Source organism: Kamptonema formosum PCC 6407 (assembly GCF_000332155.1).
Classification (GTDB): domain Bacteria; phylum Cyanobacteriota; class Cyanobacteriia; order Cyanobacteriales; family Microcoleaceae; genus Kamptonema; species Kamptonema formosum.
This window is the reverse complement of sequence record NZ_KB235904.1, coordinates 1,986,981-2,008,540: the sequence shown is the minus strand read 5'-3', so window position 1 is coordinate 2,008,540 and position 21,560 is coordinate 1,986,981. Positions and strand designations below refer to the sequence as shown.

The 21,560-nt window shown below is 40.8% G+C and carries 25 protein-coding genes; 15 read left to right on the top strand and 10 right to left on the bottom strand.

What is annotated here, in order from left to right:
* Window positions 1–380: 380 nt before the first annotated feature.
* Complete coding sequence (locus tag OSCIL6407_RS0125730) at window positions 381–1,703, bottom strand: hemolysin family protein (RefSeq protein ID WP_026103865.1); 1,323 nt, start codon at window positions 1,701–1,703, stop codon at window positions 381–383.
* 190 nt (window positions 1,704–1,893) lie between these two features.
* Window positions 1,894–2,052: a hypothetical protein gene (locus OSCIL6407_RS38625; RefSeq protein ID WP_155523427.1), complete on the bottom strand. Its 159-nt coding sequence runs from the start codon at window positions 2,050–2,052 to the stop codon at window positions 1,894–1,896.
* A gap of 437 nt (window positions 2,053–2,489) precedes the next feature.
* On the opposite strand from OSCIL6407_RS38625, the gene OSCIL6407_RS0125725 reads away from it, so the two are divergent.
* Complete coding sequence (locus tag OSCIL6407_RS0125725; RefSeq protein WP_019487842.1) at window positions 2,490–2,810, top strand: nucleotidyltransferase domain-containing protein; 321 nt, start codon at window positions 2,490–2,492, stop codon at window positions 2,808–2,810.
* Between the two features lie 233 nt (window positions 2,811–3,043).
* Here the strand turns inward: OSCIL6407_RS0125725 and OSCIL6407_RS0125715 are convergent, their stop codons facing one another.
* Window positions 3,044–4,150 (bottom strand): ISAs1 family transposase, encoded by a 1,107-nt coding sequence (locus OSCIL6407_RS0125715; RefSeq protein WP_026103822.1) that lies wholly within the window; start codon window positions 4,148–4,150, stop codon window positions 3,044–3,046.
* A gap of 96 nt (window positions 4,151–4,246) precedes the next feature.
* On the opposite strand from OSCIL6407_RS0125715, the gene OSCIL6407_RS0125710 reads away from it, so the two are divergent.
* The gene (locus tag OSCIL6407_RS0125710; RefSeq protein WP_007358054.1) at window positions 4,247–4,576 is read left to right on the top strand and encodes a HEPN domain-containing protein; all 330 of its coding nucleotides are present in this window, start codon (window positions 4,247–4,249) and stop codon (window positions 4,574–4,576) included.
* Window positions 4,577–4,749: 173 nt separating this feature from the next.
* On the opposite strand, the gene OSCIL6407_RS0125705 is transcribed toward OSCIL6407_RS0125710, so the two are convergent.
* Entirely contained in the window at window positions 4,750–4,974 is a 225-nt protein-coding gene (locus tag OSCIL6407_RS0125705) for a DUF6887 family protein (protein WP_007358053.1), read from the bottom strand.
* Window positions 4,974–5,150 (bottom strand): DUF6888 family protein, encoded by a 177-nt coding sequence (locus tag OSCIL6407_RS38415; RefSeq protein ID WP_019487840.1) that lies wholly within the window; start codon window positions 5,148–5,150, stop codon window positions 4,974–4,976. Before OSCIL6407_RS38415 ends, OSCIL6407_RS0125705 begins: the two co-directional genes overlap by 1 nt.
* Between OSCIL6407_RS38415 and OSCIL6407_RS34895 the strand changes: the two genes are divergently transcribed.
* Window positions 5,133–5,327: a hypothetical protein gene (locus OSCIL6407_RS34895; protein WP_148288932.1), complete on the top strand. Its 195-nt coding sequence runs from the start codon at window positions 5,133–5,135 to the stop codon at window positions 5,325–5,327. The two genes, OSCIL6407_RS38415 and OSCIL6407_RS34895, sit on opposite strands and share 18 nt — an antisense overlap.
* A 94-nt stretch (window positions 5,328–5,421) precedes the next feature.
* On the opposite strand, the gene OSCIL6407_RS0125695 is transcribed toward OSCIL6407_RS34895, so the two are convergent.
* Window positions 5,422–5,982 (bottom strand): hypothetical protein, encoded by a 561-nt coding sequence (locus OSCIL6407_RS0125695; RefSeq protein ID WP_007358052.1) that lies wholly within the window; start codon window positions 5,980–5,982, stop codon window positions 5,422–5,424.
* A 301-nt stretch (window positions 5,983–6,283) separates the two neighbouring features.
* Here OSCIL6407_RS0125695 and OSCIL6407_RS0125690 point away from each other — a divergent pair, with 301 nt between their 5' ends.
* The 3 genes from OSCIL6407_RS0125690 to OSCIL6407_RS0125680 all read left to right on the top strand — a co-directional run bounded on the left by OSCIL6407_RS0125690 (window position 6,284) and on the right by OSCIL6407_RS0125680 (window position 8,598).
* A complete protein-coding gene (locus OSCIL6407_RS0125690) occupies window positions 6,284–7,642 on the top strand; it encodes an NB-ARC domain-containing protein (protein WP_026103864.1) in 1,359 nt (452 codons plus the stop codon).
* Between the two features lie 61 nt (window positions 7,643–7,703).
* Window positions 7,704–8,183: a Panacea domain-containing protein gene (locus OSCIL6407_RS0125685; RefSeq protein WP_007358049.1), complete on the top strand. Its 480-nt coding sequence runs from the start codon at window positions 7,704–7,706 to the stop codon at window positions 8,181–8,183.
* Entirely contained in the window at window positions 8,161–8,598 is a 438-nt protein-coding gene (locus tag OSCIL6407_RS0125680; protein ID WP_007358048.1) for a hypothetical protein, read from the top strand. Before OSCIL6407_RS0125685 ends, OSCIL6407_RS0125680 begins: the two co-directional genes overlap by 23 nt.
* Before the next feature lie 114 nt (window positions 8,599–8,712).
* Here the strand turns inward: OSCIL6407_RS0125680 and OSCIL6407_RS0125675 are convergent, their stop codons facing one another.
* Complete coding sequence (locus tag OSCIL6407_RS0125675) at window positions 8,713–8,943, bottom strand: hypothetical protein (protein ID WP_007358047.1); 231 nt, start codon at window positions 8,941–8,943, stop codon at window positions 8,713–8,715.
* A gap of 133 nt (window positions 8,944–9,076) precedes the next feature.
* Between OSCIL6407_RS0125675 and psb32 the strand changes: the two genes are divergently transcribed.
* Entirely contained in the window at window positions 9,077–9,799 is a 723-nt protein-coding gene (gene psb32, locus OSCIL6407_RS0125670) for a photosystem II repair protein Psb32 (protein ID WP_026103863.1), read from the top strand.
* Here psb32 and OSCIL6407_RS0125665 read toward each other — a convergent pair.
* Entirely contained in the window at window positions 9,796–10,179 is a 384-nt protein-coding gene (locus OSCIL6407_RS0125665) for a DUF4346 domain-containing protein (protein WP_007358045.1), read from the bottom strand. The two genes, psb32 and OSCIL6407_RS0125665, sit on opposite strands and share 4 nt — an antisense overlap.
* Before the next feature lie 268 nt (window positions 10,180–10,447).
* On the opposite strand from OSCIL6407_RS0125665, the gene OSCIL6407_RS0125660 reads away from it, so the two are divergent.
* The 6 genes from OSCIL6407_RS0125660 (at window position 10,448) to OSCIL6407_RS0125635 (ending at window position 16,093) form a co-directional block, all read left to right on the top strand.
* The gene (locus tag OSCIL6407_RS0125660) at window positions 10,448–10,780 is read left to right on the top strand and encodes a hypothetical protein (RefSeq protein WP_007358044.1); all 333 of its coding nucleotides are present in this window, start codon (window positions 10,448–10,450) and stop codon (window positions 10,778–10,780) included.
* Between the two features lie 33 nt (window positions 10,781–10,813).
* Window positions 10,814–11,851 carry a DNA (cytosine-5-)-methyltransferase gene (dcm, locus tag OSCIL6407_RS0125655; RefSeq protein ID WP_007358043.1) on the top strand — a complete coding sequence of 346 codons (1,038 nt, stop codon included), beginning with the start codon at window positions 10,814–10,816 and terminating at the stop codon, window positions 11,849–11,851.
* 63 nt (window positions 11,852–11,914) lie between these two features.
* Complete coding sequence (locus tag OSCIL6407_RS0125650; RefSeq protein WP_007358042.1) at window positions 11,915–12,871, top strand: S1 RNA-binding domain-containing protein; 957 nt, start codon at window positions 11,915–11,917, stop codon at window positions 12,869–12,871.
* 332 nt (window positions 12,872–13,203) lie between these two features.
* Entirely contained in the window at window positions 13,204–13,794 is a 591-nt protein-coding gene (locus OSCIL6407_RS0125645) for a class I SAM-dependent methyltransferase (protein WP_007358041.1), read from the top strand.
* A gap of 186 nt (window positions 13,795–13,980) precedes the next feature.
* Window positions 13,981–14,769 (top strand): class I SAM-dependent methyltransferase, encoded by a 789-nt coding sequence (locus tag OSCIL6407_RS0125640; RefSeq protein ID WP_007358040.1) that lies wholly within the window; start codon window positions 13,981–13,983, stop codon window positions 14,767–14,769.
* 769 nt (window positions 14,770–15,538) lie between these two features.
* On the top strand, window positions 15,539–16,093 hold the full coding sequence (locus tag OSCIL6407_RS0125635; protein ID WP_007358038.1) for an IS4 family transposase: 555 nt from the start codon (window positions 15,539–15,541) through the stop codon (window positions 16,091–16,093).
* A gap of 559 nt (window positions 16,094–16,652) precedes the next feature.
* Here the strand turns inward: OSCIL6407_RS0125635 and OSCIL6407_RS0125630 are convergent.
* The gene (locus tag OSCIL6407_RS0125630) at window positions 16,653–17,399 is read right to left on the bottom strand and encodes a class I SAM-dependent methyltransferase (protein WP_007358037.1); all 747 of its coding nucleotides are present in this window, start codon (window positions 17,397–17,399) and stop codon (window positions 16,653–16,655) included.
* Window positions 17,400–17,402: 3 nt separating this feature from the next.
* Window positions 17,403–17,606 carry a hypothetical protein gene (locus OSCIL6407_RS31250; protein ID WP_039963058.1) on the bottom strand — a complete coding sequence of 68 codons (204 nt, stop codon included), beginning with the start codon at window positions 17,604–17,606 and terminating at the stop codon, window positions 17,403–17,405.
* A gap of 449 nt (window positions 17,607–18,055) precedes the next feature.
* Here OSCIL6407_RS31250 and OSCIL6407_RS0125625 point away from each other — a divergent pair, with 449 nt between their 5' ends.
* Both OSCIL6407_RS0125625 and OSCIL6407_RS0125620 read left to right on the top strand, forming a co-directional pair.
* Window positions 18,056–20,575 carry a mannose-1-phosphate guanyltransferase gene (locus OSCIL6407_RS0125625; RefSeq protein ID WP_007358036.1) on the top strand — a complete coding sequence of 840 codons (2,520 nt, stop codon included), beginning with the start codon at window positions 18,056–18,058 and terminating at the stop codon, window positions 20,573–20,575.
* Window positions 20,576–20,639: 64 nt separating this feature from the next.
* On the top strand, window positions 20,640–21,350 hold the full coding sequence (locus tag OSCIL6407_RS0125620) for a single-stranded DNA-binding protein (protein ID WP_007358035.1): 711 nt from the start codon (window positions 20,640–20,642) through the stop codon (window positions 21,348–21,350).
* The last annotated feature ends 210 nt before the right edge of the window (window positions 21,351–21,560 follow it).

Sequence of the window (21,560 nt, the reverse complement as noted above, 5' to 3'; positions counted from 1 at the left end):
AGCAATAAATTTGATTTATTCAACTATCAATAAAATTGATAGTTGAATTTTTTAGTGTTCGCGGATGACTTGAATATTTTCATTCAGAATTTTTAGCTCTGCTAAAATTCGAGAATGAAACCGCCCTGGGGAGAGGGGGGAGATGGGGGAGATGGGGGAGCGGGGGGAGATGGGACAGCCATTAGCCATTAGCCATTAGCCATTACCAATTACCAATTACGAATTACCAATTACCAATTACCAATTACCAATTACCAATTACCAATTACCAATTACCAACTAACAACTAACAACTAACAACTAACAACTAACAACTAACAACTAACAACTAACAACTAACAACTAACAACTAACAACTAACAACTAACAATTACAAAAAGTTATTCAGTTAGCGGCTCATTTGATATTAAAGGAACGGGCATTACTAGCACTTTGTCAACTCGGTTGCCGTCCATATCTACAACTTCAAGCCGTAATCCATTCCATTCAAAATGCTCCGCCGCAGTGGGGATGCGCCCTAAATTTGTAATCACAAAACCGCCCATTGTATGATAATTCCCTCTCTGATCTGAGGACAATTCCTCAAGGTCAAAAAGCTCAAAAAACTCTTCTACAGGTAACATTCCATCCAATAGCCAAGAACCATCTTCTCGTTGTACAGCTTGGGGTTCATCTTCATTTTCCACAGAGGGAATATCGCCAACAAGTTCAACTAAAATATCATTGAGCGTGACCAATCCTTGAATCACACCGTATTCATCAACCACTAAGGCAATGTGATTTGTAAACTGCTTGAAAAGTTCTAAAACTTTTAACCCGCGCGTACTTTCGGGTACAAATAGGGGTCGCCTCAATTGTGCTGTTAAGTCAAGAGCTTGACCGGCTAAACTGCGGGATAATAAATCAGTAACGTGAATTACACCAATCACATTATCAAGGCCACCTTGACAAACTGGAAAGCGGGAATGAGCACTATCGAGCATTTTTTGACGGTTTTCTTCTGCTGAGTCCTCTAAATCTAGCCAAACAATATCTGGTCTGGGGGTCATGAGGGCGCTGACTCTGCGATCGCCTAAACGAAATACTCTCTGAACCATATCTTGTTCTGCTTCTTCAAAGGTTCCTGCTTCAGTACCTTGCTCGATTAAAACCTTGATCTCTTCTTCGGTAACTTGTGGTTCTGTAGAGGGTGTAATCCCTAACAGCCTTAGTACCAAATCAGTTGAGTAGCTTAATAAGCTAACAGCAGGGGAGCCAATTTTTGAAAGCATCCGCATGGGAATGGCAACTAATGCGGCGATCGGTTCTGGGTTGTTCAAAGCTAGTCGCTTTGGCACTAATTCGCCAATAATCAGAGTTAGATAGGTGATCAGCAAAATTGAGATCAATGTAGCGATCGGCTGACTGTAGGGTGCAAGGAAGGGGATCTGATGGAAAATCGGCTCTACTCTCTTAGAGAAAGTGGTTTCACCAAAAGCACCGGAAACGATCGCCAGTAGGGTGATCCCAATTTGAACAGTCGGCAAGAACTGATTTGGGGCATTAGCCAGATCCAGCGCCACGCGGGCCTTCTTCGAGCCAGAATTAGCCATCTGTTGCAGTCGCACCTTCCGTACCGAGACGATGGCCATCTCTGACATCACGAACAGTCCATTGAGGGCGATCAGTAGCAGAACAATCAGAATGTCGATAGTTGAGGACATTTGTCAAATTATCTATGTTATGGTCGAGGCGCGTGGGACGGTTATAGTCGGGGAAATTTGGTTAGAGATATAGCTTAACCGGTCAAATTGACGGCATTTCACCCTTTCCATGCTCCCAGAGGAGTCTTTGTTAATCAAAGTTCTCTAGATATAGAGAAGGTAGCACCTTCTGTTGAACAGAAATGTATCATTAGTTCAGTTGCTCTCTTCGCAGCCTTCTAAAATGAACGGTGTTGTTATCATCCAAAATTGTAAAGTTTTTTTTCGGTGGCAGCGCATATAGCCAAACCGTGCTGTTATTCTCGCCTGTAGGAGCGATCGCGATGGGGAGGTTGGCGAAGTGAATCAAAAGTGCGATCGCTTACCGCTGAAAGTATTGCACTGGTGAGTAGTTATAGGAGGTGCGATCGCTATTTATTTTGAGGAGGCGTATTCTGCAATTTGAAATGTTTTCGGAAGTGAGTTTGAAAGAGGATATGGCTGAATACAATTTGCTCAAAGGAACTCCAGCAATTATAGTAGATTATTGCCCCGAACGTCGGGACAGGAAGATGGCTACGTTTTAGAGGTATTGAATGAAGAAGCTAAGGCGTTTACAGTTATTGCTGTAGCAGTTTCAAAAATTGAACCAATAGCGGTAAGTATGTCTTACTAGGCGATCGCTCTACGGAAACAATGCTAAATATTGAATATCTGACCAGCAAAGATGAGGAGTAATTATTTTGGAAGTTGAATACCGTCAGGCTTTTCTAAAAGATTTGAAGCAACTAAGGAGTGTTGATTGATATGATAGAAATGGAAAAAATTATGCAAGTCATTCGGACTATTGCTAGTGAATTCAAGCCAAATAAAATCATTTTATTTGGCTCCTATGCTTATGGAAATCCTCAAGATGACTCTGATGTTGATTTGTTAGTAATTTTACCATACGATGGAAGCAATTTTCGGAAAAGTTGGGAAATTTTAAATAAAGTTCAACCGAAGTTTGCCATAGATTTATTAGTGCGAACTCCTGTAGAGGTAGAACAACGCCTCGCCTGGAATGATTTTTTTCTGCGAGAAATCATGGAAAAAGGAAAGGTGATTTATGAATCCGCTAACAGTTGAATGGATTGATAAAGCTGAGGGTGATTTTACTACAGCTTTGCGGGCAGGGCGGTTTCATTCTCGAATTTTAGCAGAGCTAAAATTCTGAATGAAAATATTCAAGTCATCCGCGAACACTAAAAATTCAACTATCAATTTTATTGATAGTTGAATAAATCAAATTTATTGCTGTACATGGGTTTGAAAAGTTTAGCTGGGTAATTATTATTGAATAATTGAGCTAATCTACCTTTTTAATTGAGTGAAATTATCAGTTTTTCTAGCTTGTAGTTTAGCCATCTTTGACCGCAAGTTAATGATGAAAAGCCTAAAAATCGGTAAAGATTAAGAGCGACGGTTGATAGGAGCGATAAATTAGTGACTGCTATGTAGTTATGTCTCGGCCATATATCTTCCTTAAAAACTACATCTTTTACCCAATGTAACTGATTTTCAATCAGCCAATGACCTCGGATTTTTGACGCAAATATTTCGGCTGATGCCGATAAGCTGCTAATGTAATAAGTAAGATGTTCATAATCTTTTTTACCACGAGCGCCACTTCTTTCCACTTTAATTAAACTGGTAATATTACCCCATTTTAATCTCTCAAAATCCTTGAGCTTCTGGGGAGGAATATCAAAGACAGATACCTTTCTAACCAGGTGACGACCATGACTAATATCTACTGATTCTGCTTGACTTTTAGGTGGTTGATTTTCGATAATATTCACAACCTGTTTAAACAAGTTTTTTTGATTGCCTTTAAGAGCGATAATATAATCATTTTTAGACTCAGTAATCAAAGTAGTTGTCTCTTTTTGACAGTGCAAAGCATCCAATGTAAATATGTTCCCTCGATCGGGATAACCCTTGACTAGCTCTTGCGCCTGTCTGATTTCAGAACTTTTTTTGTTTTCAAATTTTTGGACTCTGACAACCAAACCAGTATTCTGACTGAATAAGGACACAATTGAGACAAAATCGTGAGTGCTATTCTGGGGATTTTGGCAGGTACTTCTGAGACATTTACCATCAATTGATACCCAATCAGTCAAGTCTATTGAGGTAGTTAGCTGACTAGCCCATTGATTAAATGCGTCGATTAAATCTGAGGTATTGACCAACATCATTACTCGTCTAATAGTAGAATAAGATGGGACTCTATCAATAGTGAGATTAAAAGTTTTAACGATCAGTTTTTGGTTGCATTTAGCAAAGGTTCCGAAATCTCTATATCCCAAATAACCCAACATGAATCCCATAATAACCAATAGTAATATTAGCCATAAGGGATGTCTTTTCCCGCTGGTTTGGCGTGGGTCATTGACTTTTTTCAAAAAAGAGATTAGAGTATCCATATCTATTATATGAAGAGCGATCGCTAAAAATCTTATCAGATAGCGCGATCGCTTTTACTTTTCGCGATCGCACCGGAGAATGAAACCGCCCTGGCTTTGCGGGAGCTACGAGCCAGGAAATCTCCTAACTATGATGCGGCCTGTTTTCACGCTCAACAGTGTATTGAGAAATATCTGAAAGCGCGTTTGCAAGAATCGGGAATTGCTTTCAGTAAAACTCATAATTTAACAGTTTTATTGGATTTACTTTTACCTGTGGAGCCTACTTATGATACTTTTCGCCAGAAACTTTTAGCATTAACAGTTTTTGCAGTTGCTTATCGCTATCCAGGGGCTTCTGCTGATAAAGATACAGCGCGTGAAGCATTAAAGTTTTGTAAAGAAGTCCGGCAAGAAATTAGGTTAAGTTTGAGTTTGAATCCATAAAAAGCGATCGCACTCCTTCCAATCATTGCATTATAATGGTGGAAATGGATAAGATTGTGAGGGGAAAATGAGGTTGGGTTGACGCAAGGGAACCCAACCTAGAAGAGGTGCGATCGCATTATCGTCTTCCTCATTCTTCTTCACTCATAAAGGGCGTTAGAATATTGATAGATTTACACCGCCGCTTCACCGTTACTATCGACTGCTTGTATTTGGCGCAGAACTGCTGCTTGGATTTTAGCATCAAAGTCGGGATCGTCTACGGTGGTAATAATATGACGCGGGCGGTAACTGAGCCTATCCAAATAGGCTCGAAGAGCCGCTTTGTCTTCACGATGTCTGAGAAAATATTGTCTTAATTCCTCATCAGACATGGCAGCATAGTTAACTTGCCTCATCAGAACACCTCCCCATTTGGAGTAATTTGGAATTCAAGGTTTTCAGTATTTCCCGCTAAAACATACAGGTTGCTTGTTCGATCATCAATGCAGACAAGGTGTATGGGCTGAAGCATAATATACGTTAGCCAATAGCTAAGACGATATAAACCTCTTAGTTGAGCATTAGTAGGCATTCAAACCACTCACTCGACACGCCAATTATTATAGCACCTGCCGATCTCGATCGCTTGATTATCGCATTATTGGTCTTTCTTTTGGTGGCGATCGCTATTTGTTGGGTGAGGCGATCGCACTTCATCAAATCATTGCATAAAATGGTGGAAATGGATAAGATTGTGAGGGGAAAATGAGGTTGGGTTGAGGAAAGGAAACCCAACCTACCAGCGATCAGACTAGGACATCACTCGTCCGTCCAATACAATCAGGGATTAAACTAGGCAATCATTAATAGTAGCTGCAACCGATGAAGTAACGATAGTTTGGCAATGTCTGACAGGCTGTATTATTAGCAAGTGCAAACATATTATTTCCAGTGCCGCCCACGCCCTTTATCCTGTAGATAATTCCTGAACCGTTATCAATTGCTAGCGTGCCATTGTAACTCATGTTTTTGACTCTCATCAACTGTGATCCTAGACGGTAGTTATACCCAGAGACTGAGCTTCCATCTGGCGCTAAGGCAAACATATTCTGTCCACCTCCACCAGTAGATTTAATTTTGACAAGGACAGGTTGATTACTTCCCTCTAGTTTGCCCGCCACAAAGAGAACACTGCTTTGAGGTTCCCACATCATGCCATAGAACTCAACAAAGTTTTGCTGACCTAACCATTTTCCTGTAGCTCCGTCTGTTTTAGTAAGAACTTTACCAGAATTACTCAGAGAAAGATTGATATTACCAATCCTCAAATTTGAGGTTGAAAATACACCATCAGCATAGACAGGAGACACCGCAAACCCGATCATTACTGTTGCCAAACTCATCACTGCCATTTTGTTAAGCATAAAATACCTTTGTTAGCAAATAACCAGAGATAACTTGATAAGCTGTTCACCATTTAAATTTACAGAGCCATCTATGCCAGCCAAAGGTTCCATCTCCCAAAAAATGCGGTTTAAATGCCAAACAGCTTACTGCTTCCATGATTCCTTATAAATCAAAAGTTTACCCACTCAAAAATGCTTAATTTTGTTGGCAATTTGATCTGCTAATCCAACTCCCCCGCGCGAAAAATGTTGGTAAATGCCAGAAAATGTTGGAAAATGTTGGGTATAATACGAAAAATCAAGACATCCACAATACTCCATGAATCTTAAGGAAGTGTTAAAAATGGCTGACGAGATGGTATTTGCCAAGACGGGTCAGCACCTAGACGACTTACAAGAGGCAATTCTGCGAGGAACTCTACAAGATGAAACATACACCCAAATTGCCAAGGAAAAGCACTGTGATGAGAGTTATGTCAGGGATGTTGGCTCAAAGTTATGGCAGATATTTTCAGAGGAATTAGGACAAAAAGTCAAGAAATCAAATTTTCGAGCAACAATAGAAAGGTTGCAAATCAAATTTTCACATTTTGCACAAGATTACGCTCAAATTGGTAGCGTTACTATCTGTGGAGACACAAGAGAAAACTCATACTCACCAAATCAACAAACATCTAACCCACAACAAACCCCAACTTTACATCATGATTTAAGTGAGATGCCGAGATTAGGTGCATTCTACGATCGCACTTCCGAACTCCACACCCTAAAAACATCAATTTTAACAGAAAAAATTCAACTTATTACCATCAACGGCATCAGCGGTATCGGCAAAACCGCCCTAGTAACACAACTCGTACAACAGATTAAAAATGAATTTCAATATGTAATTTGGCGAAGCTTAGAAACATCCCCAACTCTACTCGAACTTCAAACTAACCTCATCGAATTTTCATCTCAACCAACAGACATAAACTCACCAGCAACTAATCTCAAACCATTACCTCTCATCAAATATCTACAAAAGGATCGGTGTTTGATAATTTTAGATGACATCCATCACCTTTTCAGTAGCGGACAACTTGCAGGTCAGTATAAACCGGGATATGAAGAATATCGCGGCTTTTTTAAACAAATTAAAGACTTATCCCATCACAGTTGCCTGCTACTCATTGGTTGGGAAGCACCGCGAGAAATTGCTCAAATTAAAAATAAAAATACCCCCATATATACTCTCACTCTCACAGGTTTAGACACTACAACCGCAAGGGAAATTTTTAAAGAAGAAGGTTTAGAACCACAAGACTACTGGGATATACTAATTAACCACTATCAAGGCAATCCCTTATGGTTAAAAAGTGTGGCTAATATGATTGTAGAATTAGGATACGACGCTAATGAGTTATTACAAAATCATACCACATTATTGCCCGAAGATTTGAAAGATGTTTTACAGCAACAGTTTAATCGATTATCGGAGATAGAAAAACAAGTTATGTTCTTGTTGGCTAGGGAAAACGAGCCTGTTAACCTGGCAAAATTGCTAGAAAATAGTATGATTTCACCGTCAGATTTAATAAATGCAGTGCAATCTCTATCGCGGCGTTGCTTCATTGAAAAACCAGAAAACCTTTATACTCTTTCACCTATACTAAGGCAGTATATCAAAGGATTGTAACTCAAATCTAAAATCGCTCTGTGCTATCATTAAGATTATCAAACTTATTTAGTCTAGCTCTATGACTACCATAGCTCCAGTGACAACACTCTCCAAACTCGCTGATTACTACATCTGGTTCGCGAATGATGTAGGCTCCTACCTCAGCAACCAAAAGCTACAAAAACTATTGTATTATGCCCAAGCGTGGTATCTAGCCTTTGAAGATACACCCCTTTTTGATGAGGATTTTCAAGCTTGGGTACATGGGCCGACTATCCCGGCTTTATTTTACGAATACAAAGAACAATTTGGGTTTAAGCCAATTCTGAAAGAAGTCGAAAAACCAGAGTTTCCAGAGGAAGTACAAAAGTTTTTAGACGACTTATCTGACGAGTATTTCTTTCTCGATGCTTATGAGTTAGAATTGATGGTACGCCGTGAAGATCCTTGGATTAAAGCGAGAGGCGACTTGCCAAGAGATCAACCTTGTCATGCTATTATTACGAAGGAATTAATGAGAGACTACTACAAAACCCGTGTCATCGAAGAACAAACCTAAAAAAGCAGAGCTACGTGGCCAGCCCTCCTTATCTAGCATCAAGCGCAAAGATGTAAAAATACCGGAAGGAATTAGTTTTTCCTTCCTGTATTATCAGGATGATAAAGATAAATTTTCAATTAGGGGTAGAGATGCTAAATATCTAGCATCTCTGTTGAAAAGGCTGCGCGATTTATCACAATTGAAAGCACAAGAAATTATTAATAATCAGAGTAAAAGTCTGCGCTGTCATGGAATAGTTTGGCAAGATACAACTGAACCTAATGGTTTTGGTCTTCCTAATGAAGATCAGCTTGTAAATACGCCTTACCAGTTTCAAATATCTGCTAATGAATACGGCAGGGTACATGGATTTTTTAGTGAAAATATTTTTTATATTGTCTGGCTAGATCCAGACCACAATCTTTACAGTTAAAATTATCATAATTTTAGACAATTTTTTACCCCTGAGACAATTGCGTTACATAAAAACGCGATCGCACTCCCCCGCTGAGTCAAAGCGATCGCGCAAAATTTCCCTCTAAGAGATTCAAAACGGCATATCAATCATGTCCCCAAAAGGTCGGGGTTCATCCATTGGCGTTCTTGCAGGTTTTGACTCATATCGATCAATCCATTTTTTAGCAAGTTCCAACGCCTCCTCCTCAGTTTTGGCATTTTGGACGGCGACGTGGTGGTTGCCGTTGGCATCCCAAGTCTCGACGTAAAATACTTTCTGGGATTGAATAATCCAACCTTTGTACGTTTCTGCCGGTTCCATAGTTGCAATCTGAAAAAAATTTCGCTTGCGGTTTGCTTGCGGGGCTGATTTTAAAGATCGCCCTCTCTAAAGATGAATTTTACGGCGGTTTGTATAGTATTTTTGGGGAAAAGTAAGTTTAATGGTCAACCAAATGATAAAACTCCTCCACGAAGTCTTCAACTGCAAGAAATACGTCCAGCGGCTGATGCTAGCGATCGCACTCTTTGTTATTGCTACTCAGATGCTAGCATTACCCGCACAGGCGACTGGCGTTTACGAAATTCCCAATCTATCACCAGGCGATCGCACTTGGGTGATCGACAAAGGCGAAATCCTCAGCCGGATCAGCGAAGGTAATATCAGTAGCGTCCTCGATAATCTCGAAAAGGAGACTGGCAAGGAAGTCAGATTCGTTACCATCCACCGCTTCGACTACGGCGAAACCGCCGCTAGTTTCGCCGAGAAACTGTTTCAAAAATGGTTTCCCACCCCAGAAGCACAAGCTAATCAAATTGTACTTGTCCTCGATACAGTCACCAATAACACGGCAATTCGTACAGGGGAAGGTGTTAAATCCCTCCTCAGCGATGACATTGCTAAAAGTGTAGCTGACGAAACCGTGCAAGTACCGCTACGACAAGGTAACAAATACAACGAGGCATTTTTAGCAGCAGGCGATCGCATTGCAGCAGTAATCTCTGGCAAACCCGATCCCGGCCCTCCTGAAGTTGTTGATAACGTTCAAGTTGAAGGCACATTCAAAAGAGCAGAAGAAACTGATACTGGTAATGCCACTCTCATTGTAGTTGTACTGTTGGTACTGGCAACAGTAATTCCCATGGTGACATACTTCTGGTATCAAGGTTTTAACTAATCTTGAATATACTCTTTACCATTTAATAAAGCCATTTCTGCCCGTACAAACTCCCGCCCTAGATAAGCTGCGTGATCTAATTGTGTCACCGGACTGGGGCGGGTTTCTTCAAAGATTTTAACGCAAAGTTCCTTAGCAGTTCTACCAGTAAAAATGGTGGCCTCATTACGTTCCACCTTACCGCGTGCAGGGATGGGTTTGCCTGTTTCTGGATCGACAGCGAGGCCGCGATCGTCGATAATATTCGTAAAATGTTTGGCACAAATTAAGCCAGCTTCACAGTTGAGATAGATGATGAAGTAGCCGCCTGGGTCGAGGTCGATGTGGCGTTTGGAAAGGTTGTCATCAATTGCCGTCAGATTTTCCAAGGTTAAACTCATAGTTGAAGACAGGGAGCGATCGTATTGCTGAACAATAGCTGTATTTTTTTCACTATTTCTATTTTATCTCGTTATGGGGCTTGTTTGGGAGATTAATGATATCATCTCTGTTTGATTCATTTATCTAGGCAAATCCGCGCCTTGTATCTTCAAAGAGGTAGGCGATCGCTCTATCTAGTGCCATTTGTAGAAAATAATACCCATATTTTCCTCAAAACCCTTATTCCGAGTCGAAAAATGACCAAGAAACATTTAGGAGACTAAAAACATGGATTCTTTAGAACCAGAAGAAAAAAAGTTGTTAGATAGTGTAGACAACCAGGAATGGCATAGTGTTGCCAAGCTGAGTGAAACAGTAGAAAATTATCGAGAATTTGCCCAAAATCATATTAATAGATTAGCAGATGTTCCGATTAGTATTACGCTCGATCCCGATGTAGCAGAAGTGTTTAATAATTCCAAATTAGTTAATCAAATTTTGCGGGTAATAATGAAAAAGACCTTATCAGTTTCCCTAGAAGAAACTGAATCGGGAACCATTAATTTAAGTTTGACTCCTGAATTTATAGAAGTCATCCAAAAAGCACAGGTTCGGTTATAATTAGATTGCGAAATAGTTTGTCTTAATGCTGAAATGAAATTTATAGATTTATTTGCGGGGATTGGAGGTTTTAGACAAGGTTTTGAAAATGCAGGTTTTGAATGCGTTTTCTCCTGTGAAGTAGATAAACACTGCCGAGAAGTTTACAGCAATAATTTTAATGAGGTTCCTTTTGGTGATATTAAAGATGTCAATCCCCATGAGATAGAAGATTTTGATGTTTTAGTAGCCGGATTTCCTTGTCAACCTTTTAGTATTTGTGGCAAAAAGCTAGGATTTGAAGATACTAGAGGTACTTTGTTTTTTGATATTTGTCAAATTATCAAAGTTAAGCAGCCTAAAGTTGTTGTTCTCGAAAATGTTAAACACTTAATCCATCACGATCGCGGCAATACTTTAAAGGTAATTCTTGCTAGTCTGCGAGATTTGGGATACAATGTGGACTATAAAATTCTGAATGCTAAAAACTTTGGACTTCCGCAACATCGAGAAAGGATATTTATTATCGGGACTAAGGGTAAAGAGTTTAAATTTTCTAAGTTGAAGACTAAATTTCCGCCCAAACTTCGAGATTTTCTAGATGTAGAGGGTGATTTTGAAATCTTGGATAGATCGAAATACACTTTAATTGACAGTCCAAAAAAGCAAATATCGGGGTTGTTATTTGTGGGTTACAGAAATAAGGGAACTTGGAAAACTGGCGTGAGGCCAAATACTGAACATTTATCGAGAGTTCATCGGCAACCTAATCGGATTTATTCGGTAGATGGAGTGCATCCAACTATACCATCGCAAGAAACTTCTGGTAGATTTTTTATCTATTTTCCTGAGAAAGAGATAGTGAGAAAGATGACGCTTAAGGAATGTTATCGGGTAATGGGTTTTCCTGAAGATTTTAAAATTTATCCAAGTGTTGGGGAAAGTTATAAGCAGATTGGTAACTCGGTTTGCGTGCCTGTGGTGGAAGCTATTGCTAAGGAAATATTAAACCAAAACTTGTTGTCAAATGAGCAAAATGGAACGCTTATAAAAACTGAAGAGTATAGACAGCTTGTTTTTTTCAATAGTTAGATGATTTATTGACTCTCAAGATAGCGGAATTATTCTCAATATAAATTATATTACAGCAAAAACTTGACGGATAGAAATAATCATGCTAATTTGATATTAGATGCCGGCATCATCAGCAAAAAATATCAGCAACGGGCGCTTGTTAAGCCCGATAGTCTTGTGAACTCTAAATCAAATAGCTTCAGTCTCGGTGAAATTGTAATCGGGACTGTGTGTAAGCTGGAACCCGAAGGCGCTTTGATTGACCTCGGTTCTGAAATAGCTGCTTATATTCCGCTGCGGGAGATGTCAATAGTTGAAGTGGAATCCCCAGAGCAGGTTTTGCAGCTAAATGAAACCCGTCAATTTTCGGTTGTGCGTGACTATAGCGACCCAGAAAATAATCCCAGACTTTCCTTGTCCATCCGAGAACTTGAGCGTCGCATAGCTTGGGAACGAGTGCGGCAAATGCAAGCAGAAAATGTCACAGTTTACGCCACAGTTTATGCTATGAATCCTGGCGGAGCATCGGTAAAGATTGAAGGGTTGCGTGGCTTCATTCCCAGTTCTCATATCTGTACCGACAAACCTAAAGAAGATTTGATAGGAGAAGAACTTCCTCTCAAGTTTTTGGAAGTGGATGAAGAGTGCGATCGCCTGTCACTAAGTCACCGCAGTGCTTTGCTTGAACCCATGATCAAAAAGCTGAAAGTGGGCGATGTTGTTGTCGGTAAGATACGTGGACTTAAGCCCTACGGCGCATGGGTCAATATCGGAGATGTTCCGGCTTTGCTACACATTTCTGAAATTTCCCACGTTCCCTTTGATGCGTCTGATAGCGTTTTCAAAGTTAATGACGAAGTGAAGGTAATGATTCTGGATGTGGATACTGTGAGGGGTCGAATCTCAGTTTCAACTAAGCAACTAGAACCCGAACCGGGCGATATGTTAAAAAATCCTCAGTTGGTTTATGAAAAAGCTGAGGAAATGGCGGCTAAATATCGCCAGCAGATGCAAGAAAGGCAGAAGGATTCTGTCTGAAAGAGTTGAGATGAGGAGAAATGCGATCGCGCTTTGATAAGGGTGCGATCGCTTTTTAAGGCCTCCAGACAATTTGAGACTGCATCAGGCAAAGGTAGGACTTACACAGGTCGTCCCAGAAACCGGGTTTTTGAGAGAATCTGTGGATCAAAACGAAGTATTGTCGTCAAAAAACCCGGTTTCTTTGGTTGGGTGCGTAAGTCCTGAAAGGCTCAAATTTTGATGTACTCCATAAAATTTGATTTATGGGGTATTATACCGAAAATTTCTGTATAATATAGTTATATTTCTTTAGCATTAAATGTGCCAATATCAACAATTGGAGAAAACAGATGTGGGATGAAAGATACAGTGCAGAAGAGTACGTATATGGCACAAGCCCGAACAATTTTTTGGAAGCGAACTTCAGCAGTATTCCCAAAGGTAAAGTTCTAAGCTTGGCTGAAGGAGAAGGGCGGAATGCTGTTTTCCTGGCGAAACAAGGTTACTCTGTAACTGCTGTAGATGCATCTCTAGTGGGTTTGAATAAGGCTAGAAAGTTGGCAGAAGATAATGGGGTTGTTATTGAGTTTATTCAGGCCGATCTAGCAGATTATGATTTAGGCGAAAATCAATGGGATGGAATTGTATCTATATTTTGTCCATTGCCTTCTTCAGTCAGAAAACAACTTCATAAAAAAGTTGTAGCCGGGTTAAAGCCAAACGGTGTTTTTCTGATTGAGGCTTATACACCCGATCAGTTGAAGCATGGTACTGGCGGGGGAAATTCAGTAGATGTGATGCAATCTAAAGAAACTTTAAGCCTTGAGTTAGCTGGCTTAAAGTTTCAGCATATAATTGAGCTTGAGCGTGATATAATAGAAGGCATTTATCATACTGGGATTGGAGCAGTTGTGCAGGCGATCGCATCAAAAGAAATATAACAGCCGTAGAATTACCTAAATTTACTTTCCCGATCTAACACGGGAAGATTTAAAAGCCTGCATCGCATACGCGGCTGACCGCGAGCGTCGGTTTATGAGTGCGCCAATATCCGCTTGACGACTAGGCATGATATAGTGTAAATTATTGAAAGTAAGCAAAAAATTGGGAATAGATATTTTTTAGCTATGTATTCATCTTCTATAGAATCTTACTACAATAATCCTTATTCCTTTCATTTTCGGATAAAAGATTTAATATCACAACTCCAATTGCGAGGTGACGAAAAAATCCTAGACGTAGGATGTGGAGACGGGAGACTAACTGTAGAAATTTCCAAATATTTGCCCCAAGGTTATGTTATTGGTCTTGATTGTTTTCCAGAAATTATAGAATTTGCTAAAAGTAAGTTTAATCGAGAAAATCACCCGAATGTAGAATTTCAATTAGGCGATGCGAGAAGCCTTGAATTTGAAAAATCATTTGACGTGATTGTTTCTTTTGAAGCTCTTCATTATATCCCCGAACATATCTCCGTACTGACAAGGTTTAAAGAAATTATCAAGCCTAAAGGGAAAATTTTACTAACTTTTATAGGTGAAGGCTCTAAAAATTCCTTTCATTTTATTTTGCAAGAATTACTCCTGCATAGTAAGTGGAAAGAATTAAAAAATTTTCATTATCAGTTTTATTCGCCTGCTGACTATAAAAAAATGTTACAAACTGTAGGATTTTGTACGAATAGAGTAGAGGTTTTTCCCCTACCGTTAAAGCATAACAGCAAAATAGAAATAAAGCAACATATTGAAAAAGAGTGGCTTTCTTTAACTTCTAGGATACCTCAAGAAATTTACGAGGTTTTTCTTGAGGATTTAGTAACTATTTATATGGAACGCAATCCTTCCAATCAGAATGGTTTAATTGAAAGTGACAAACAATGGTTAGAAATTCAAGCAACTATAGCGCCTCCGGCTTAAATGAATAAGGAATTTTTGTTTGTCTTCAGGAATGGTTAAAAAGTCTGTATTTGAGTCTAATTTGGGGAGTAGCCGAGGCCAGAAACCGGGTTTCTTCCTAGATATCTCGTTGGAAAGCTTGGATTTTTCAGAGAAACCCGGTTTCTTTGCGTAGGATGGAAAATCTCAAATAATGCTTCGCCCCTATAATCCTAATCGCCTTGGCGGTTGCTATAATTCCATAGTAATGGCTTTAGCCATTACTATAAAACAAATTAAGCGGGAACTTTAATTTTTTTACTCCAAGAAACAGCAAAAGCTGAGTGAATTACTTTCAAGGCGATCGCAGAAATTTAGAATTTTGAGGAGGTAAAGATTTTTATACTTTTGTTTTTCAGTTTGGAGGAGTTGGTATTATTAGGGGGAAAATGGCTGAAGGGGGGACAATGAGGACTGAAAGCCTTAACTGACAAGGTACACAACCGTGTAAAATAAAAAAAGATAGGTCAGCATTGTCAACAAGACCTATCTTATTAAGAAATGAAAAATATGCTCCCATTATACCAAACTTATCTAGCATTATATCTAAGTCCCTCCGAATTATTAATGTTTAGCATCTTGATAAATCTTCTTCAAATTCATAAATGGGTGCGCTTAGAAAGTCTAGCAAATAGATTACCTTTAACCATAAAATATGACAGCCGTAGAAAAAGACTCCAAAGGTTCTTATCTTTGAAAGTAAAAGCATGAATATTTCCAAGAAAAAGGAGAATGGAAGACGTTAAAAGATTTGGGATTAAAACCAGGAATATCTCTCTACTTTGAGGGTGTTAAGGTAACAAAAAGCAAAGGATTTGGAGACTTTAATATTGTAGCAAAATGGAAAAAAACTTATCATGGCAAGAAAACTAAAGAACCTTGGTTTTTATTAACCAATATGAACAGCTTGTCTCAAGTAGTTTCTGCTTATAAGAAGCGAATGGGAATTGAAGAAATGTTTAGAGACTTTAAAAAAGGTGGTTACAATTTGGAGGCAACTCAACTTGAAGGAAAACGACTATTATCTCTACTTCTTTTAATAACATTTGCCTATACCCAAGCAACTTTAGCGGGCGATAATTTGCAAGGTAAAGGGGTAGCTAATTATGTAGGCAGACCAAAAGAAGCCAAACGTCAAAATCGAAGACATAGCCGTTTTTACCTGGGTTTACACGGGCAAGATTGGTTAGATTCTCTCGATATTTTTGCCAAAGAAGTTGAGGAGTTAGTGTCACTTTCCCCTCAAAAACGCCGATATTATCAGCGAGGTCGAAGGGTCACAAGCCTTATCCAGTCTGCTTTTTAGTCTTTCTTGTCTCCCCTTCAGGCATAACACGCCTAAATAAAATGTTATGAAGATTGTAGCCATTTTCCCCTGGGAGGGTGACAAAGAGGGCTACAAGCTAGAATGAATAAGGGTTGCAGCCTGTATACCCTGTTGATAAAAGCGACGTTCAAAGGGAACCAAATCAATGCGATCGTTAGTTGAGGTAAGTTGAGAAATCGTTGTAGCTTGCGACGACGACTTTCGGCTTTAATTGGATAGGGAAATACCCCTGCGAGTTGATCGAGTTTTACTTGTTTCTCTGATTGTAACAGCTTAAGTAAAATTGTCAGTAGAAGAAACTGAGCGTGCGTCAGTTATTGTTGTAAGTGGGTCTGGTAGAATGTTGGTAACATTTTTTTGATAGGAAGTGCGTGTAACAATTCGGCTGCCTATCTTTTTTTATCACAACTGGGTTCAATCTTTACCCCATAAGGGTTTCGGGCGGGTTGTCACCCCCCCAGGGTCTTAACAATTAACAATTAACAATTAATAGTTAACCGTTAACAGTTAACCGTTAACAGTTAACATTTATATCTTTTCAAAATTGCACTTTATAGAGGTTAAATAACTCGCCGTTTCTCTTTTTAACTACCTTCGCACCAGTAGATTTAATCAATTTTTCCCAATCAGCGATCGCTTCTAAAAATACCTCAGCTCCTCGATAAGTTTCCAAAATTGCCCAATCCTCGGCCAGAGGCGCATCAGGGTTGAGAATATCAAAGACAAAATAACCTTCCGGTTTCAAAACTCGCTTGACTTCCCCCATTACCACCTCCCAGTAATCTAAGGGAAAATAACAGCTAAACCCCGTCGCGAAGCACAAATCGAACTGATTTTCTTCGTAATTCAAACGGTGAGCTGGCCCCAACTGCACGCCTTTAAACAGCTTAGAATTTAGCTGGGGCCCGCGAGCATTTAAGGCATCTCGCGCTACTGTGCTGCTATCTTGTCCGTAAAAAAAGGCTTCCCAGTCTCGCCAAGGATAAACCAAAAAGCTGACCCCACAGCCAATATCCAAACAGCGCTGATTTTTCTGGGGTTTGGCAATTTCCCAAAAAGGAGAAGCCACCTTAGCTAACAGAGTACCTGCTGCCAAGTCCCGAAAAATTGGCATCGCCTCCACTTCTTCGGGTAGAGCGAAATTTTCTCCTCGATATTCGCGATCGAAACGAGAGGAGACTTGAGAAAGTAGAGCCTGCCAACTTTCAGGATGGCCACTAGAAAACCAAGAGCGATCGCCTTCTGATTGTGGACTTGTACTAGCACGGTCGAGCTTTTTAGACATCAATCAATACCTTTTAGGAGAACCCTTGAGAGCCTTCGTAAAGTTCTGACGATAGGATTTATTGAAAATTAAAGCTGGCCACAGCAACGACAGCTTGAGCCGATTTGAAAAGCTCCTGTCGAAGGGTGTCCGCTCAAACCCCTGCCAGAACTTCCACATACCGCCGCCGTAAATGACTAGCAACGCCAAGCTAATTAACGTACTCATCAACTAAACCCCTAAATAACCGATCGGATTGGATAAACTTCTTCATTGCGCTACCCTTGTCAATTCTAGCCAACAGCGCCCTCGGCTTGCCTACAAAATTCTTGAGGACTTAACACTTCACTTATAACTTTTTTTCCCCTGTACAGCCTATAATAATGTAATGTAACATTTGTCACCAGTCTTAGCTTATATTTGCTAGTAAGGGTTGCACCTTACCAAAGAAAGCGATCGCCAAAGACTAAAAAATAACAAGCTCAAAAAAGCTTGATTCCTTCAATCACTTCCGCAATCAGGCGATCGCCCTTGAGCAGGAACAAATCGCTACACTAGATTTTTGATACTCGCAGATCATCAAGCTGAAGGCTTATAGCTAAAGGCTGATAAGTTCGATCAGGCAAGAATTCCTACTAGACAATGACCTGAAACCCTTAACTTTGCAAGGAGGACTTATGCGAGCAGTGCTGATGGCCGGAGGATCGGGAACACGGCTTAGACCGCTGACGTGCGATCTACCAAAACCGATGGTACCCATTGTCAACCGCCCCATTGCTGAACATATCGTCAATTTGCTACGGCGGCATCACATTACAGAAATTATTGCGACGCTGCACTACCTCCCTGACGTGATGCGCGATCACTTTTCAGACGGTAGTGACTTTGGCGTACAGATGACTTATGCCGTTGAGGAAGACCAACCCCTCGGCACGGCTGGTTGTGTTAAAAATATTGCTGAACTTCTCGATCGCACTTTCTTGGTAATTAGCGGCGACAGCATCACAGACTTCGACTTAACGGCAGCTCTGAACTTTCACCGCAGCATGAAATCAAAAGCTACCCTGATTTTAACTCGCGTTCCTGACCCGATGGAATTCGGTGTGGTGATTACTGATGAAAACTATCGCATCCGCAGGTTCCTAGAAAAACCCTCCACCAGCGAAGTTTTCTCAGATACAGTCAACACGGGCGCTTATATCTTAGAACCAGAAGTTTTAGATTACCTGCCAGCTAATGCAGAAAGTGACTTCTCGAAAGACTTATTCCCATTGCTGCTAGAAAAAAATGAGCCGATGTACGGCTACGTCGCCTCTGGTTACTGGTGCGATATTGGTCAACTCGATATTTACCGGGAAGCTCAGTATGACGCACTGCGCGGAAAGGTGAAACTAGAATTTCCTTATTACGAACAAAAGCCGGGACTTTGGGTAGGTCAAAACACTTTTATTGACGAAACTGCGATTATAGAGACACCTGCGATCGTTGGTAATAACTGCCGCATCGGGCCCAGAGTCAAAATTGCCGCCGGCACCGCAATTGGAGACAACGTAACTGTCGGTGCTGATGCCAACCTCAAACGTCCCATTATCTGGAACGGCGCAATTATTGGCGAAGACGTTCACCTGCGGGCCTGCGTGATTTGTCGAGGAACCCGCGTCGATCGCCGCGCTCACGTCTTGGAAGGTGCTGTAGTCGGTTCTTTGTGTACTGTAGGGGAAGAAGCTCAAGTCAGTCCTAGCGTTCGGGTGTGGCCGAGTAAAAAAATAGAATCGGGAGCTCAGTTGAATAATAACTTGATTTGGGGAGACCAAGCCAAGCGCAATCTCTTCGGACAGCGAGGTGTGCAGGGATTAGCCAACGTTGATATTACTCCAGAATTTGCAGTTAAATTGGGAGCAGCTTACGGCTCTACCTTAAAACCCGGAGCCTCAGTGTTGGTTTCCCGCGATCAACGTAGCATCTCTCGCATGGTTTCTAGGTCTTTTATTGCAGGTTTAATGTCTGTAGGCATTAATGTGATGAATTTAGAAGCGAGCGCGATTCCGATTACTCGCGCCGTCGTACCCACACTATCAATTGTGGGGGGGATTCACGTTCGACTTTCCCCAGATCGAGCTGATAATATTTTAATAGAATTTTTTGACTCAAAAGGAATCAATATCACAAAAGCCATTGAGAAAAAAATAGAAGGAGCTTATTTTAAGGAAGATTTGCGGCGGGCACAAATTCCTGAAATTGGAGATATGGTCTACTTCAACCAAGCGCTAGATGTTTATAGCCGCAGGTTTGAAAGGCAGATGAATGTTGAAGCAATTCGCTACAGTAATTCTAAGGTGGTGATTGACTATGCTTACGCTGTCTCTGGCGCGATTTTACCCCAACTCCTAGCTAAGTTTGGCTGCGATGCGGTGGTACTCAATGCCAGCCTGAAGCAGACATCCCTCCCAGAGGAAGAAAAAGAGCATTTGCTAGATCAACTCGGTCGCGTGGTCAAGGCTCTCAATGCTAACTTTGGAGTGCAGGTATCTGCAAATGGGGAACAGCTAATTTTAGTTGATGAATCTGGTATTGCCATTCGAGGAGAAATGTTGACGGCGCTGATGGTACATCTGATGCTGACTGCTCATCCGAGATGTACGGTAGTAGTACCTGTTCATACTTCTTCGGCGGTGGAAGAGATCGCTCGTCGCCATCACGGTAATGTGATTCGTACTAAGGCAAATCCGACGGCGCTGATGGAGGCGGCTCACACAAATCCGAATGTGGTTTTGGGTGGCAGTGCCAATATCGGTTTTATTTTCCCACAACTGCATCCCGGCTTTGATGGGATGTTCTGTGTTGCTAAAGTAATTGAGATGATGACGATTCAAGAGCGATCGCTCGGACAGATTAAGGCTCAACTCCCCAATGTGACTCACGACAGTTACAGTGTCCGCTGTCCTTGGACGGTGAAGGGAGCGCTGATGCGCTATCTGGTAGAATCTCACTCACCGGATAATTTAGAATTAGTGGATGGAGTGAAGATTTTTAGTTACCATGATGACAATTGGGTATTAGTTCTACCGGATGCTAGCGAACCTCTTGTACATATCTTTGCTAACAGTAATGACCGCGATTGGGTGGCTCAAAGTTTGAGGGAGTACCGCAATCTGGTTTACGATTTTGTTAGCCAAGCAGAAATTGTTAATTGTTAGTTGTTAGTTGTTAGTTGTTAATCGTTGTTAGTTAGTTGCGTGGTTTATTTTTTGTTGTTTGTTGGTGTTAGTTCTTACCAATCACCAATTACCAATCACCAATTATCAATTATCAATTATCAATTACCAATTACCAATTACCAATCACCAATCACCAATTACCAATCACCAATTACCAATTACCAATTACCAACTGATGAATAGCTGTATTTTGATGGCGGAGATCGTTCAAGCACCGCAACTCCGCTACACCCCTGATAATCAAACTCAAATAGCTGAAATGCTTGTGCAGTTTCCAGGTAGTCGGCCTGAAGATCCCCCATCAACTTTGAAGGTTATAGGATGGGGAAATTTGGCTCAAGAAATTCACGGCAATTATCACCAAGGCGATCGCATTATTATTAAAGGTCGCCTGAATATGAACACGATTGAGCGAAAACCGGAAGGATTTAAGGAAAAACGCGCTGAATTAACCGCTGAGCAGATTTATAGTCTCGGAGCAGCGGAGATGACATCCTTTTCAACAGCCAATATATCCCACACAGAGCAGACTAAAGTTCCTACAAATGCACCTGTTTCTGCTCCTAGTAATGTCGTATCTCTAGGTTCGCGCAATCGAGGTCAAAACCCTGTTTCTACTACGGCTAATCAGTCTAGTGGAACCGAAAATTGGGAATCCAATCCATCAGGATATCAATCTCCAAATTCTCCCTCAATTGAACCGATTCCTTCTGAGGAAGGTGAGGGCCCTGATTACGATCCGATCCCTTTTTAGAAAGTTAGAAGTTATCCCTCTTTTGTCACTACGGGGAGAGAATTTTCTGGAATTACTGGTTTGTAAGGCTTTCGCCGAGCGTTGCATAAATTATTGAGAATGGCTAAAATCCCGCGATCGCAAGGCGAAAGCCTTTTTCTCTGCTCGAAGTGAGAAAAGAGGGGTTATACCAATTCTCCAAAGTTATGCAATAGTAGAGGCAGGAGGAGG